Origin of the sequence: Leisingera sp. XS_AS12 (assembly GCF_041224635.1) — a bacterium.
In the GTDB taxonomy this organism is placed as follows: domain Bacteria; phylum Pseudomonadota; class Alphaproteobacteria; order Rhodobacterales; family Rhodobacteraceae; genus Leisingera.
This window is the reverse complement of sequence record NZ_JBGFGM010000126.1, coordinates 270,846-286,180: the sequence shown is the minus strand read 5'-3', so window position 1 is coordinate 286,180 and position 15,335 is coordinate 270,846. Positions and strand designations below refer to the sequence as shown.

Annotated in this window: 14 protein-coding genes; 4 read left to right on the top strand and 10 right to left on the bottom strand. The window is 63.6% G+C overall.

Features of this window, described 5'->3' with window-relative positions; all coding sequences use genetic code 11:
• Window positions 1-138 precede the first annotated feature (138 nt).
• Complete coding sequence (lexA, locus tag AB9K35_RS21645) at window positions 139-855, top strand: transcriptional repressor LexA (protein WP_369929358.1); 717 nt, start codon at window positions 139-141, stop codon at window positions 853-855.
• A 91-nt stretch (window positions 856-946) separates the two neighbouring features.
• Here lexA and AB9K35_RS21640 read toward each other — a convergent pair whose 3' ends face one another.
• Window positions 947-3,019: a ComEC/Rec2 family competence protein gene (locus AB9K35_RS21640; RefSeq protein WP_369929356.1), complete on the bottom strand. Its 2,073-nt coding sequence runs from the start codon at window positions 3,017-3,019 to the stop codon at window positions 947-949.
• A 79-nt stretch (window positions 3,020-3,098) separates the two neighbouring features.
• Between AB9K35_RS21640 and gltX the strand changes: the two genes are divergently transcribed.
• The 3 genes from gltX (at window position 3,099) to AB9K35_RS21625 (ending at window position 7,058) form a co-directional block, all read left to right on the top strand.
• Complete coding sequence (gene gltX, locus AB9K35_RS21635) at window positions 3,099-4,499, top strand: glutamate--tRNA ligase (RefSeq protein WP_369929354.1); 1,401 nt, start codon at window positions 3,099-3,101, stop codon at window positions 4,497-4,499.
• 128 nt (window positions 4,500-4,627) lie between these two features.
• On the top strand, window positions 4,628-5,923 hold the full coding sequence (gene gltA, locus AB9K35_RS21630) for a citrate synthase (RefSeq protein WP_222453110.1): 1,296 nt from the start codon (window positions 4,628-4,630) through the stop codon (window positions 5,921-5,923).
• A 268-nt stretch (window positions 5,924-6,191) separates the two neighbouring features.
• On the top strand, window positions 6,192-7,058 hold the full coding sequence (locus tag AB9K35_RS21625) for a calcium-binding protein (RefSeq protein ID WP_369929352.1): 867 nt from the start codon (window positions 6,192-6,194) through the stop codon (window positions 7,056-7,058).
• 52 nt (window positions 7,059-7,110) lie between these two features.
• Here AB9K35_RS21625 and AB9K35_RS21620 read toward each other — a convergent pair whose 3' ends face one another.
• The 9 genes from AB9K35_RS21620 to AB9K35_RS21580 form a co-directional block, all read right to left on the bottom strand.
• Entirely contained in the window at window positions 7,111-7,887 is a 777-nt protein-coding gene (locus AB9K35_RS21620; protein WP_369929350.1) for an enoyl-CoA hydratase-related protein, read from the bottom strand.
• Between the two features lie 103 nt (window positions 7,888-7,990).
• A complete protein-coding gene (locus AB9K35_RS21615; protein ID WP_369929348.1) occupies window positions 7,991-8,473 on the bottom strand; it encodes a cytochrome c-type biogenesis protein CcmH in 483 nt (160 codons plus the stop codon).
• Window positions 8,470-10,434, bottom strand: coding sequence for a heme lyase CcmF/NrfE family subunit (locus AB9K35_RS21610; RefSeq protein ID WP_369929346.1), 1,965 nt, complete (start codon window positions 10,432-10,434; stop codon window positions 8,470-8,472). The genes AB9K35_RS21615 and AB9K35_RS21610 overlap by 4 nt, the downstream gene beginning before the upstream one ends.
• 93 nt (window positions 10,435-10,527) lie before the next feature.
• Entirely contained in the window at window positions 10,528-11,103 is a 576-nt protein-coding gene (locus AB9K35_RS21605) for a holin family protein (protein WP_369929344.1), read from the bottom strand.
• The gene (locus AB9K35_RS21600; RefSeq protein ID WP_369929342.1) at window positions 11,094-11,705 is read right to left on the bottom strand and encodes a holin-associated N-acetylmuramidase; all 612 of its coding nucleotides are present in this window, start codon (window positions 11,703-11,705) and stop codon (window positions 11,094-11,096) included. The genes AB9K35_RS21605 and AB9K35_RS21600 overlap by 10 nt, the downstream gene beginning before the upstream one ends.
• A 204-nt stretch (window positions 11,706-11,909) precedes the next feature.
• Entirely contained in the window at window positions 11,910-12,353 is a 444-nt protein-coding gene (gene ccmE / locus AB9K35_RS21595; protein ID WP_369929340.1) for a cytochrome c maturation protein CcmE, read from the bottom strand.
• Window positions 12,354-12,401: 48 nt separating this feature from the next.
• Entirely contained in the window at window positions 12,402-13,430 is a 1,029-nt protein-coding gene (argC, locus tag AB9K35_RS21590; protein WP_369929338.1) for an N-acetyl-gamma-glutamyl-phosphate reductase, read from the bottom strand.
• Between the two features lie 118 nt (window positions 13,431-13,548).
• Window positions 13,549-14,358, bottom strand: coding sequence for a glutamate racemase (locus tag AB9K35_RS21585; protein ID WP_369929336.1), 810 nt, complete (start codon window positions 14,356-14,358; stop codon window positions 13,549-13,551).
• A 9-nt stretch (window positions 14,359-14,367) separates the two neighbouring features.
• A complete protein-coding gene (locus AB9K35_RS21580) occupies window positions 14,368-15,246 on the bottom strand; it encodes a lysophospholipid acyltransferase family protein (RefSeq protein WP_369929334.1) in 879 nt (292 codons plus the stop codon).
• Window positions 15,247-15,335: the final 89 nt, after the last annotated feature.

Here is a 15,335-nt window from a genome sequence, read left to right as displayed (position 1 = left end):
CGCCGAGGCCCTGCGTCTGTTTCTATCGGGTTCCTGTGTTGCCTGTATGTTCGTCAACCTGCGGCGGAGCGGTTGACACAAAACGGGAACATGAATAGAACAAAGGAAAACAGGACCCACGCCGCGGAGGGAGCAACGATGCTCACGAAAAAACAGCTGGATTTGCTCGAATTCATTCACAAACGCCTGCAACGGGACGGCGTGCCACCCAGTTTTGACGAGATGAAGGTCGCGCTGGATCTGCGCTCCAAATCGGGCATCCACCGGCTGATTACGGCTTTGGAGGAACGCGGTTTCATCCGCCGTCTGGCCCACCGGGCCCGCGCGATCGAGATTCTGCGCCTTCCCGAAAGCCTCGGCGGCGGCTCGGAGCCGCAAAACGCCGGGACCGAGGCGCAAGGATTTTCCCCGACCGTGATCGATGGCGGACAGGACCGCACCCCTGCCCGCACATCGGCGCGGCACAGTTCGGCAGTGGAATTGCCGGTGATGGGCCGCATTGCCGCGGGCGTGCCGATCGAGGCAATCAGCCAGGTGTCACATCAGGTCACGGTTCCCGGCGGCATGATTTCCCCGAACGGCCAGCATTTCGCGCTGGAAGTAAAAGGCGATTCGATGATCGAAGCCGGGATCAACAACGGTGATATCGTTGTCATCCGCGAGACCGAGGCCGCGGACGACGGTGATATTGTCGTGGCGCTGGTCGAAGGTCACGAAGCGACCCTGAAACGATATCACCGTGAGGGCAGCATCATCGCGCTGGAAGCCGCGAACCCGGCCTATGAAACCCGCCGCTATCCCGAAGAGCAGGTCCGCATCCAGGGGCTTCTGGTTGGCCTGATCCGCACTTACTGAGCACTTGTTTCGCAACGGCAGGAAGTGACGCCGTTCACCTGCACCGGTCAGGAACAGGTTTCGACGACCCGGTAGAGGCCAGTCCGACGTCTCATTTTGGTTCAGCCCCCAAGATGTCCCGCAAGCGCCGCACCTCGGCGCTTGCGGGTTGCCACTGCGTCCACAGCCGCGCGCCGGATAGGCTACGCGCGGTTTGCAGGCGTCCCTCGGCATCGAGGGCAATACTGCCGGTCTGGCGCATCACCCTTGGATGCAGCACCAGGCAATCCGCCGCACCGCCGCTCTCGGGTTCCACCGTGGTGACGACGATATCACGATCATCGCAATCCGTTACGGACGCCAACTTTCGCTTCCCCGGCGCATGCCGCACACGCAGTCCCGCCCGCTGCCAGACCGGCAGCCCGTTCATTTTTTCCGACCAACGCGTCGCCGCCTCTGCCTGCGATGCGGCATCGCCATCATTTTCCAGCCAGATCCCAGCCGTGAACCCTTGCCCTTTGGCACGGGACAGCGCGCGGCCCTCAGGCGCCATCACACCGACCAGCCCTCCGCTGTCCGCGATCAGCAAAATGGGCCGACCAGCCGAGGGCCAGCACAGCAAGGCGATGACGGCGGGCAGAACGCCCAGTAGCCGCAGCCGCCCTTGCCAGAGGATGGCAACAAGCATGCCTGCGGTAAACACCGGAAGCATCCAGCCGCCGGGCGCCGAAACCTGTGAGATTGCGCCCTCCAGTGCCGCGACCTGTTCGGCAACTGTCAAAATCCACTCCAGCCCCCATTTCATCGGGGCCAGCCCGACGATCTCGAGCCCCAGGGGCGCCAGGCACAGGGCCAACACCGCTGCCGGAACAACCACCATCCCCATCACGGGAACCGCCAGAAGGTTCGCCAAAAGCCCGTAATGCGGCACCATGTTGAAATGCGCTGCGGCCAATGGGGCCGTCGCCGCCCCTGCCACGGCCGACGAAATCAGCAGCGCCACAAGCGGACGACACCAACCAGGTCCCAGCGGCACAGCGCCCTGGCGCAAGGCGTCAAAGGCGGCCACCAGCGCCGTCGTTGCCGCAAAGCTCATCTGAAAGCCGGGGCTCAGCAAACTCTCGGGGCGGCGCACCAGCACGATCACCGCAGCCAGCGCAACCGCGCGCAGTGTAATCGCACGCCGGTCGAGCAACACGGCCCCGAACATCACGGAGACCATGATGAACGCACGCTCCGTCGCGACATATCCGCCGGACAGCACCAGATAGCCAAACCCCGCCAACAGGGCTGCGCCCGCAGCCAGTTTCTTGACCGGCCAGCGGGGACCGATCCAGGGCAGCAGGCAAAGGGTCTGGCGGATGGCGGCAAATATGAAGCCGGTCAACAGCCCCATGTGCAGGCCCGAAATTGCCAGCAGGTGGGCAAGGTTGCTACGTCGCAGGTTTTCGAGGCTTTGTCGGTCAACGTTGCTGCGGTCGCCGACGACAATCGCGGCGGCAAAGCCCGCCGCCCTGCCGTCCATCCCGCGCATCAGGAACTCGGATACCCGCCGCCGCAGTTTCGCCACCGCCAAATGATCGGTGCCCGCTTCCGCCAGCAGGATTGGCGCACGCGTGTAGCCAAGAGCACCCAACTGCAAGAACCACGCATGGCGACGAAAGTCGAAGCCCCCGGGTTCGCTTGGCCCCTGTGGCGGCAAGAGATGGGCGGTCGTCATCACGCGCGCGCCAGGCTCGGGTATCCGCTCAGCGGTCTTCAGCGAAATCCGCACCCGCGCTGGGGTGCGCGCGGGGGCAACTCCGGACAGCCGCACATCCTCAAGCGTCAGCCTGACCGCATCGGTGGGCGAGCGGTCCACGGATACCAACCGCCCTTCCACGGGGCCGTAGTAGCGAAAATCCAGAACCGGGGCTGCCACCAGATGGGCACGCGCGGCCGCCAGGCACAGACCTGCGGCGACCAGCATCGGCGCCCAGGACAAAAAGGCAAAGCCCGCCCGGCTGCAGGCAACCACGCACAACACCACCGACAGCCCGGCAACCGCGGCCAGGTGGACCACGTCCGGTTCAACAGGCAAGGTGAAATAGATCCCGATGCCGGTGCCGAGAAAGACCGGGCTCCACGGGAACAGATGCCCCCGCTGCGCATTCAGCTGATCGGTGATCGCCGACATCGCTCGCATGCTTGCCCCCCGCCTTCTGGCCCGGTAGACAGGCGGCAACTCTATGCCTCTGATGGTTTCCAAAAGGTAAATCCCGCACATGACCAAACCGGTTGTCACCCGTTTCGCCCCCTCGCCCACCGGCTTTCTGCACATCGGTGGTGCCCGCACCGCGCTGTTCAACTGGCTCTACGCTCGGGGTCGCGGCGGCAAGTTCCTGCTGCGCATCGAGGACACCGACCGTGAACGCTCCACCCCGGAGGCCACCGAGGCCATCCTGCAAGGTATGCAGTGGTTGGGGCTGGACCATGACGGTGAGGTCATCAGCCAATTCGCCCGCGCCGATCGGCACGCCGAGGTGGCGCACCAGCTGCTGGCCGAAGGCAAGGCCTACAAATGCTTTGCGACCCAGGACGAAATTGCAGCCTTCCGTGAACAGGCCAAGGCCGAGGGCAAGTCGACCCTCTATCGCTCGCCCTGGCGCGACGCCGACCCGTCCACCCATCCCGATGCCCCCTATGTCGTGCGCATCAAGGCGCCACAGGACGGCGTCACCGTCATCAAGGATGAGGTGCAGGGCGATGTGACCATCCGCAATGACCAGCTCGACGACATGATCCTGCTGCGCTCCGACGGCACACCTGTCTACATGCTGGCCGTGGTTGTCGACGACCACGACATGGGCGTGACCCATGTGATCCGCGGCGACGACCACCTGAACAATGCCGCCCGCCAGATGATGATCTATGAGGCAATGGGCTGGGACGTTCCGGTCTGGGCCCATATCCCGCTGATCCACGGGCCTGATGGCAAAAAGCTGTCCAAGCGCCACGGCGCGCTGGGAGCGCAGGAATACCAAGCCATGGGTTATCCCGCGGCGGGCATGCGCAATTACCTTGCCCGGTTGGGCTGGAGCCACGGTGACGACGAATTCTTCACCGACGAGCAGGCCCGCGACTGGTTTGATTTCGATGGTATCGGCAAAAGCCCGGCGCGCTTTGACACCAAGAAGCTGGAAAACCTGTGTGGCCAGCACATCGCCGTTAGCGATGATGCCGCGCTGCGGCAGGAAATTACCGCCTACCTGGCCGCCGCCGGATTGCCGCCGCTGACTGACGTACAGTCACAAGGTCTTGAATCTGCGATGTATTGCCTCAAAGATCGGGCACGGACCTTCCCTGAACTGCTTGAAAAAGCGCATTTTGTACTGGCTTCACGGCCAATTGACCGGGATGAGAAGGCAGAAAAGGCGCTGGCGTCTGTATCCGATGGTATACTGGAAGAATTGACGCCGCAGTTGCAAAATGCTAGCTGGGTCCGTGACGATCTGGAGGCGCTTCTGAACGCATTTGCAGAAGCACATGATACCAAGTTCGGCAAGCTGGCTGCCCCTTTACGGGCCGTGCTGGCAGGCCGGGCGGTAACGCCTTCGGTGTTCGACATGATGCTGATTCTGGGCCGTGAGGAAACCCTCGCCCGGCTCGCTGACGCCACGGGCTGACCCCGGTCTTCACTCTCGGGTAAGCCCTTTATTGATACGACAAGCCCTGCGCGACACAGCGCAGGCGCTGCCCTGCACATCTCCGCCGCTTTCGGCGGAGGTCGTGCCTGCAACAGGAAGGGACATCTATGACCGAGACCAAGAAATCTGCCACGCTCAGCCTGGATGGCAAAACATACGAGCTGCCCATTTTCTCTCCAACGGCCGGGCCAGATGTCCTCGACATCCGCAAGCTCTACGCGCAGGCCGGCGTGTTCACCTACGACCCGGGCTTCACCTCCACCGCCAGCTGCGACAGCACCATCACTTATATCGATGGCAACGAGGGCATTCTGCTGCACCGCGGTTACCCGATCGACCAGCTGGCCAGCAAGTCGCACTACCTGGAGGTCTGCTACCTGCTGCTCTACGGTGAACTGCCGACCGCGACCCAGCTTGAGGATTTCGAGACCCGTGTGACCCGTCACACGATGGTGCACGAGCAGATGCACAACTTCTTCCGCGGCTTCCGCCGCGACGCGCACCCGATGGCGACCCTGGTCGGCGTGGTCGGCGCAATGTCCGCCTTCTACCACGACTCCACCGACATTTCGGATCCCTGGCAGCGCGAAGTGGCTGCAATCCGTCTGATCGCAAAGCTGCCGACGATTGCGGCGATGGCGTATAAATACTCGATCGGTCAGCCCTTCGTGTACCCGCGCAACGATCTGGATTACGCCGCGAACTTCCTGCACATGTGCTTCTCGGTCCCGGCCGAGGATTACAACGTCAACCCGATCCTCAGCCGTGCAATGGACCGGATCTTCACCCTGCACGCGGATCACGAGCAGAACGCCTCGACCTCGACCGTGCGTCTGGCCTCGTCTTCGGGTGCGAACCCGTTTGCCTGTATCGCGGCCGGCATCGCCTGCCTTTGGGGTCCGGCCCACGGTGGCGCCAACCAGGCCTGCCTGGAAATGCTCAAGGAGATCGGCTCGGTCGATCGCATCCCCGAGTTCATCGCCCGCGCCAAGGACAAGAACGACCCGTTCCGCCTGATGGGCTTTGGCCACCGCGTCTACAAGAACACCGACCCGCGCGCCAAGGTGCTGAAGCAATCCGCGGACGAGGTGCTGGAACTGCTGGGCGTCGAAGACAACCCGCTGCTGCAGGTTGCCAAGGAACTGGAGCGCACCGCGCTGAACGACCCCTACTTCATCGAGAAAAAGCTGTTCCCGAACGTCGACTTCTACTCGGGCATCATCCTCGAGGCGATGGGCTTCCCGACCTCGATGTTCACCCCGATCTTCGCGCTGTCGCGCACCGTCGGCTGGATCTCCCAGTGGAAGGAAATGATCGCGGACCCACAGAACAAGATCGGTCGCCCGCGCCAGCTGTACCTGGGCGAGACCGCACGCGACTACGTCGATATCGAAAAGCGCTGAATCGCGCCCTTATAGACGACCTGAACGCCCCGCTGATTGCGGGGCGTTCTTCGTTTCAAAGCCCGATTTCTGAACAAAATTCACCGCCAAGTCCTATTGTCCGGCACCCCGGGACAGTGGCCGCTCAAATTTGACATAAAATGTTCTGCCCCGTACCAATTACCCACAAGCCGCCTTCACAGTTGCCACTCAATTCCACGCGGCCGAAGGCGAGAGGCTGTTCGATGGTCGGGCCGGGCCCGGTTTATTTTTCAAAAGGATTTTCTTGATGGAATTGCTGATTTTGCTCTCGCTTGGCCTCGCCGTTGGACTTGGCATGGCAATCTTTGACGACGATGACGACGGCAGCGATCAAGCTTCCTCCGAAGAGACCGATCTCGAAACCAGCGACGAAGCCGATGTCGTGGTCGGCAGCGAGGAGGACGACGTGGTATTCGCCGGTGCGGGCGATGACCTGATCGAAGGGCGTGGCGGCGATGATCGGATGTTCGGGCAAGAAGGCAACGATTTCCTCACTGGCGGCACCGGCGACGATTTCATGCGTGGTGGCAGCGGCAATGATGCCATCCTCGATCACGAGGGCGCAGATACGATCTGGGGCGATCTGGGCGATGACACGATCGTGGCCACCAGCGCGATGGACGGTGAGGAAATCGCGGAAATGGCCCGTGAAATCACCGACGCACTGGAGGCCGGTCAAGAACCTGATGTGACGCAGGAAGACCTGCAGGCGCTGCTGCGCGCCGACGACGAAGATACCGACAGCGACGCGGACAGCATCCATGCCGGATATGGCGATGATATCGTGATCGCGGGAGACGGTGACACGGTCACGCTTGGCGAAGGTTTCGATACGCTGGCCATCGGTGACTGGATGGAGGAGGATCACGACCCGGTGGTCCTGACCGATTTCACCCAGGGAGAGGACGTGATTGTCTACTCTCACGACGGTGAAGGCGCCCTGCCGGATCTGGAACTCGGCTGGGACGACGACGGCACCGGTGATGGCGCAGGCTCGGCACTGATCTACGCGAATAACACGCTGATCGCGCGGGTTCCGGGCGCGGGCACCAGTTTGTCGGCCAGCGACATTTCGATTGTTGACCGCTCGTCCTCGCCGCTGATGTCCCTGTAAGACGCCGGGGCAACAGCCCCGGCCCCCTCACAGCGACACCCGCCAGTGGCTCTCAGCGCCCCTCGAATTTCGCGGGGCGCTTTTCCATGAAGGCGGTCACGCCTTCGAGGAAATCCCGGCTCTTGCCGCATTGCCCCTGAAGATGCGCTTCCAGTTGCAATTGCTCCGCCAGAGAATTCCCGTTGCTGTCCCGCAAGGCGGTTTTGGTGGCGGCAAAGGCCTTGCTCGGCCCGTTTGCGAGATAGGTGGCACGCGCCTGCCAATGGGCGGCGAATTCGGCATCCGGCACCGCCTCCCAGATCATGCCCATGGCGCTTGCCTTGCGCGCCGAGATGCGCTCGGCAAACAGGGCAGCTCCCATCGTCTTGGCCAATCCGATCTGGCGCGGCAGGAACCAGGTGCCGCCGGCATCGGGGATCAGGCCGATCTTGGAAAACGCCTGCATGAAGAAGGCGCTTTCGCAGGCGATGACCACATCCGCAGCCAGCGCCAGGTTCGCCCCTGCCCCCGCTGCCGCGCCATTGACGGCGGCAACCACGGGAACCGGGCAATCGTAGATTGCCTCCAGCATGGGCAGATATTCATCGCGCAGCGTGCGTTCGAGGTCGAGGTCCCCGCCGTTGCCCGCATCACTCAGATCCTGCCCCGAGCAGAAGGCATCGCCTGCCCCGGTCAAGACCACCGCACGGGCCTGGGCCGCGGCCTGCTGCATCGCATGGGTGATCTCCAGCCGCATGCGACTGTTCAGCGCGTTCTTGCGCGCCTCCCGGTTCAGGGTCACAACGGCCAACCCGTTCTCCAGCGAAAACAGGATTTCCTTATAGTCCATCGGCGCGCCTCATCTGTTGGAGCCTGGCAGCGGCCGCGAAACGGCCCGCCCTTTTGCCGCCATGTTGGCCCAAAGCCCGCCTACGGGAAAGCCCAACCCGGCGTCACTCCTCGAGGATTTTGCGCAGGCGTTCCTGCTCTTCGGGGCTCAGCGACTGCTCCGCAACTTTGGGGGCACGCGCGCGACCGCGCACGTAGAGCACCCCGATGACCAGCGCCATCAGCAGCATCAATGGTCCCGCCGCCCACAACAGCCAGTTCGCGCCGCTGATCGCCGGGCGCAGCAGCACGTATTCACCGTAGCGGTCAACAATGAAATCGAGCGCCTCGGTGTCGCTGTCGCCGGCCAGCAGACGTTCCCGCACAAGAATGCGCAGATCCCGCGCCAATTCGGCATTTGAATCGTCAATGCTCTCGTTGCGGCACACCAGGCAGCGCAGGCCCTCTGACAGGTGCCTCGCCCGCTGTTCCAGAACCGGATCGTCCAGAACCTCGTCCGGTTCAACAGCCCCGCCCGGCGCTGCTGCCAGAAGGCTGAGCGTGGTCAGCCCAATAACGATCAGGGATTTCAGACCTGCCAACCTCATTCTGCCGCCACTCCTGTTGCCGCGGTCTTGCGTGCGCCAGCCGCAACGCGGAAGCGCCGGTCACTCAGGCTCAGCAGACCACCCAGCGCCATCAGGATGGACCCGCCCCAGATCCAGTTCGCGAAAGGCTTGATGTAGGTACGCATGGTCCAGCCGCCATTCTCCTGACGAGCACCGAGTACCACGTAGAGGTCTCGGGTGAACCGATAGTCGATCGCCGCTTCGGTGGTCGGCATCCGCGCCACCGGGTAGTCGCGCTTTTCCGGGTATAGAACCGCCTCGAGGCGTCCGTTGCGCAGCACCTCGACATGGCCCTTGGTGCTGAAGTAATTCGGCCCCTGCTCGCGGCTGACGTCCTTCAGCACCAGCTCATACCCACCGACGGTGAAAGGCTCGCCCAGATTGGCAACGCGGATGTCTTCCTGCTCCCAGGCGGTCAGCCCCGCGACGGCAAAAATCGTGATGCCAAGTCCCGCATGCGCCACCGCCTTGCCCCAATCGGCCCTCGGCAGGCGTGCGATCCGCTGCAAGCGTCCGCTTTTGCCGCTGCGCAGCCACAGGTCCGCCAGCGCGCCGAACACCACCCAGGCGCCGAGGAACAGCCCCACAGGCCCCAGCGCACTGCGCCCGGTCTGCACCGCCCAGGCCAGCACGCCCAGTGACACCGCGAGGACGAACACGAAGCGCAGCTGCCAGGCGGCCCGCGCGATCTTGCCCCGCTTCCACGGCAGCATCGCGCCCACCGGCAGCAGCAGCCCCAGAACCACCATGAAGGGGGTGAAGGCCGAGTTGAAGAACGGCGGGCCAACGCTGAGCTTGCGGTCGAACAGCATCTCCGCAACGATCGGCCAGATGGTACCGAAGAACACCACGAAGCAGCTGACCGCCAGCAGGATGTTGTTCGCCACCAGCGCGCTTTCACGGCTGAGCACGCCAAACACGCCCTTGGCCTCCATCGCCTGGGCGCGCGCGGCAAACAGCGTCAGCGCGCCGCCCGTGAAGAAGGCAAGGATCATCAGGATGAAAACGCCGCGCTCCGGGTCGTTGGCAAAGGCGTGAACGCTGGTGATGATGCCGGATCGCACGATGAAGGTGCCGATCAGCGAGAAGCCGAACGCCAGGATCGCCAGCAGGATGGTCCAGCTCTTCAACGCCTCGCGCTTTTCCACCACGATGGCCGAATGCAACAGCGCCGCCGCCAGCAGCCACGGCATGAAGGACGCGTTTTCGACCGGATCCCAGAACCAGAAGCCGCCCCAGCCCAGCTCGTAATAGGCCCACCAGGATCCCAGCGCGATGCCGATGGTCAGGAAGATCCAGGCCGCCAGCGTCCAGGGCCGCACCCAGCGCCCCCAGGCCGCATCCACGCGCCCCTCGATCAGGGCGGCCACGGCAAAGGAAAACGCCATGCTGAGGCCGACATAGCCGAGGTACAGGAACGGCGGATGGAAGGCGAGACCGGGATCCTGCAGCAAGGGGTTCAGGTCCTGCCCGTCAAAGGGCGGCACCACCAGCCGCAGGAACGGGTTGGAGGTGAACAGGATGAAGGCAAAGAACGCCACGCCAATGGCGGCCTGCACCGCCAGCACTCGCGCCTTCAGCGTCGGGGGCAACCCGCCGCCGAATACGGAGGCCAGCGCCCCGAACAGCGCCACGATCAGCACCCAGAGCAGCATGGAGCCCTCGTGATTGCCCCAGGTGCCGGAGATCTTGTAGAGCAACGGCTTGGCCGAATGGCTGTTCAGCACCACCAGCTTCAGCGAGAAATCCGAGGTCACAAAGGCCCACATCAGCGCGCCGAAGGCAAAGGCGGTGAACAGGAACTGCGCCTGTGCTGCCGGCTCCGCGACGGCCATCCATCCGGGCCAGCGTTTCTGGGCGCCGATCAGGGGCACCACCATCTGCACGATGGCGATCATGAAGGCGAGGATCAGGGCAAAGTGGCCGAGCTCTGTAATCATGGGGTCTCCTATTCGCCTGTCTGCTATACGCCGCTCTGCCTGCGGGGCCAATGGCAATCGGCGCGCCACGCCGCCGCAGCCGCGCAAATGTGATCAGCCACGCCGCGCTTTCCACGCCTCAAGCGCCGGGTTTTCGACGGCTGTTACCGTGTCCAGCCGGGCGGCCGCATCCGTGCCGGTGGCGGCACTGCCGGGACTGTCTGCGCGAAGGCCATTCAGCGCGGCAATGTTTTCAACAGCCTGCGGCAGACGCGCCATGCTGGCCGCCAGACCCTGCTGAAATTCCTGGGTTTTCACCTGATGCCGCGCGCCGAAGTAGAAGGAGACCACCACGCCCAGCAGCCACCACAGCGGCTCCGGCACCAGCGCAAGGCCCTGCATGCGGGCGGCAAACCACACCGGGTCCGCCAGCGCCGAGACCATCAGCCCCAGCGTCCCCAGCGCCAGCATGGGGCGCGGCAGGCGGTTCACCCCGTCCATGAAACGGTCAAAGCTGCCCTTTTGCGCCCGCTGGAACTCGGCCCCCAGCTGTGACAGCGCCGCGACCTGCACCGCATGGGCGCGCTGCGCGCTGCCTTCGGCGTTTTCGCGGAACACCTCTGCGGTTTCGCGCACAAGATTGCGACGGCTGCCGAACACCAGCGCCAAGATATCTGTAATCATTCCCATGCTGCGGTCCTTTGCTGAAATGCCTGCTGGCTGAGGTGGTACTCGGGGGACAGGAAGGCCTCGGCCCGTCGGATCCAGCCACCCTTTGTGCCCGCACGGGTGCGCGCATATTTGCGGCTGGCCGGGCGCCTGTCGGCAAGGCGGAAGTAATAATTGCGCCGTGCAATCCCGTAGGCATCGCGGAAGGCCTGCGCATCCACCTCTGCCGCCTGTCGCGCGGCACCTGCGGTCTGTCGGCCGATCACGCCGTCCACCGTCACTTGGTAGCCCATCTGAACCAGTAGCTGCTGCAGGATCCGCACCGCATTGCTGCCCGCGTTCACATACATGTCGAACACCGACGCCTGCACCGACTGTGGCAGCGCGCCGATGCCCGGCGCATCGAAATAATGGCGGATGAAGATCCGCTCAGCGTCTTCGGGGCTGAAGGCGCGCACGTCATCCACACCGATCCGCCCGTCGCCGGTCAGATCCAGCCCCAGCCGCCGCAGGGTACCGATGGTGACGCCGTATTTGGTAGCGCCGCCAGGATCATCCGGGTCATTCACAAAGCCGCCTTCGCGGGCGACGATCTCTGCCGCGATGTCCTGAACTGTCTGCATTGCACCTCACCCTTTTCCGGTTTGCCGGACGCGATGAGACTGCCGAAAATCTGCTAAGATCCGCTGAGACCGGCGTGCGCTGCTTGCGCAACACCCCGGTGAGGCGCCGCCGCGCCGCGCGCCGCGCGGCGCCCGGCCCAACGCAAAACGCCTCCCGAAAGGGAGGCGTCTTTGGGGTGGGAGCGCACCGGCCAGTTTAGGCGGTCAACTCTCGGGCTCTTGGTAGACACCCTGTTCCTTCAGCGCGTCCACGACCTCCTTGGGCATGTAGGTCTCATCGTGTTTCGCAAGAATTTCAGATGCTTCGAACACACCGTTCACGTAGCGACCGGTGCCGACCATACCCTGGTTCTCCTCGAACAGATCGGGCAGCACACCGGTGTAGGTGACATCAACGGTGCCCCCCCCATCGGTCACTGCGAAACGCACCGTCTCACCCTGCCCCCGTACCAAGGACCCCTCGGCAACCAGCCCGCCGATGCGGAAGACCTCGGTCGGCTCCGGCGGTGCCTCGACGACCTGACTGGGGGAGCGGAAATAGTTGATGCCATCCCGCATCGCGTAGCCGATCAGCGCGGTGGCGACGATCAGCGCCACCGCCGCAAGGGCGATGACCTGTATACGGCGCTGTTTCTTCAGGTTCTTCATGGTGTCCTCTGGTCAAGACCCAGGAGCCGGGCTGACAGCGCCGCCCCGTCAGGGGAACAGCGGCGCCATCATCAGGCCACAGGTTTCCTCCTCACCTAACATCAGGTTTGCGTTCTGCAAGGCCTGGCCGCTGCTACCTTTTGTCAGGTTATCCAGTGCCGCGAACACGATGGCGCGGCCATCGATACGGTCCTTGGCAACCCCGATATGGCAGAAGTTCGAACCGCGCACGTGATGCGTGCTGGGTGCCTCGCCGAAGGGCAGCAATTCGATGAAAGGTTCATCGGCATAGGCCTTGGCGAAGGTGTCATAGATCGCCTGCGCGTCCCCTTTGACATAGGTGGTGGCCAGGATGCCCCGGTTCACCGGCAACAGGTGCGGCGTGAACTGCACCTTGACCGGTCGACCGGCAATCTTGCTGAACTCCTGGTCGAATTCGCCAAGGTGCCGGTGGGTGCCGCCGATGGCATAGGGGTTGTAGCCCTCGCTCAGCTCCGCGTGCAGCAAATTTTCCTTCAAAGCCCGGCCAGCGCCCGACACCGCGCATTTCAGATCCAAAATGATGTCATCCAGATCGATGACGCCCGCCGCGATCAGCGGCCGCAGGGCAAACTGCCCGGTAGCGGCGTTGCAGCCGGTGCCGGCCACAAGGCGCGCGGCCTTGATGTCTTCGCGGTAGAATTCGGTGAGGCCATAGACCGCCTCCTGCTGCTGTTCCAGCGCGGCATGGGCATTGCCGTACCACTTTTCATACTCGGCCGGATCGCGCAGCCGGAAGTCCGCCGACAGATCGACGATCTTCAGGTTCTTGGGCAGCGCCGCGATCACCTCCTGGCTGGTCTTGTGCGGCAGCGCGCAGAAGCACAGGTCAATGGCGGAGAAGTCGATTTCCTCGATCTTGCAGAGGGTTGGCAGGGACATGTGACGCAGGTGCGGGAACACCTCGGCCATGGTCATGCCAGCCTTGCGCTCTGCCGCGAGGGCCGCGATCTCGATGTTCGGGTGCTGCGCGATCAGCCGCACCAGTTCGGCGCCGGTATAGCCGGAAGCGCCCAGAATAGCCACTTTATGGGTCATGTCAGACCTCGTCTTTCAAATGTGATGAGCCATATCCGCAGCCTTCTGCGGAACATGTAACGAAGGAGGGCTGCCGCGCAGGCCAGACTGGCCGCAGGATTTTTGCAGCCGCCGACCGTCACGCCGAGCGAAAGGTGATTTCTCGTCGGAGAAATTGCGTTGCACGATCGCTGACACGGGCCGGGTTGCCGGTGGTTACGAAACCGCCGGGGCCGGAGCCAAGCATATCCGGGTGGCGTTCGAGGTAGTCCGCAAGGCTCTCTGCCACCAGGGTCCCCTGGCTGAACACCTTCACCTCGGGCCCCAGCGCAGCCTGGAACACATCCTGCATCAGCGGATAATGCGTGCAGCCCAGAATCGCGGCCTGCGGCTGCGGCATTTTGCGCTTCAGCGCATCGACATGGCTGCGGACCAGGGCTTCGGCCAGAATCATGTCGCCATCCTCGATGGCATCGACCACGCCACCACAGCTTTGCGCTTCGACATCTACCCCGATGGCGCGGAAAGCCAGTTCGCGCTGGAACGCCCGGCTGGCAACGGTGGCAGGGGTGGCAAACAGCGCCACATGCTGCACCGCAACCTCACGCGGCGGCGAATTGTCCCCCCATTGGCGTTCGGTCAGGGCCTCGATCAACGGTACGAAGACGCCAAGCACCCGTTTCCCCTTGGGCAGACCGCCCTCCTGCATGCGACGCAGTGCCGCCGCCGAGGCGGTGTTGCAGGCGAGAATGACCAGGTTGCAGCCCTGGTCCCACATGCTGTGCACCGCCGCGCGCGTCAGCTGATAGATGTCCTCGGCATCCCGCACGCCGTACGGGGCGTGGGCATTATCGCCGTAATACAGAAATTCCACGTCCGGCAGCCGCGCTTGGGCCGCGTTCAGAACGGTCAGGCCGCCAAGACCTGAATCAAAGATGCCAACTGCCATAATGCTCTCTCAGGCGCGGTGTTTGTCCTCAAACTCATACCCGTGGGCATAAGATCTGAGCGGTACTGGAGACAGGTCATACGTGGCTTTGCGCAGGAAATCCATAAGCGCTTGTGCATCGCCCGCAAGTGGCGCCAGGTCGCGGCGCGCAATCGGTTCGCCGATCACCACCCGGACCGGGGTGTCGACCCGTTTGCGAAACTCCTGCAACAGCAGCCCCATCCGCAGGTTCACGTGCAGGTGACTGGCGATCTGGAACAGGCGCGATGTGTGCCCGTCGAAGAACACCGGAACCACCACCGCGTCGGATTTGGCGATCATCCGCGCGGTGAAGGCGCGCCATCCGGGGTCCATCGGGTGTTCAAACGGCCGCGCAGCCGTCGAGACGGTGCCGCCGGGGAAAATCCCAATCGCCCCTCCCTGCCCCAGAAACTCCAGCGCCGCCTTGCGGGTGGCAAGGTTGGTGCGCAGCGCTTCCTTGGTTTCAGCAAAATCGACCGGCAGGATCACGCGGTTCAGATCCTCGGCCTTGCGAAAGACCTGATGCGCGAGAATCCGGAAGTCGCTGCGGGTCTGGGACAGGATATACCCCATCATCAGCCCATCAAGGATGCCATAGGGGTGGTTGGCAATCAGGATCAGTGGCCGGTCCCGCGGGATATTGCCAAGGCCTCCCCCCACCACGTCCAGCGTCAGACCATAGCGTTCGGCCATCACCGACCAGAAGCTGCGCCCGGCCGCGATGTCGCGTTCATATCCTTCCGCCCGACGCATCAAGTGCAGCCGCCCCGTGGCGTTTTCCATCAAGCGGATCAGCGCGCGACCCGGACGCGTCGCCGCGGAATGGGCATAGGATATATCTCGGGCAATCTGACGATCGTACTGCATCTTCTGTGTCGTCCTGAACGGCGGCTCCCGGCCAATTAGGGCCGGAAGCGCACCATATTCAAGCGACATGACACTGCCGTGACGGAATG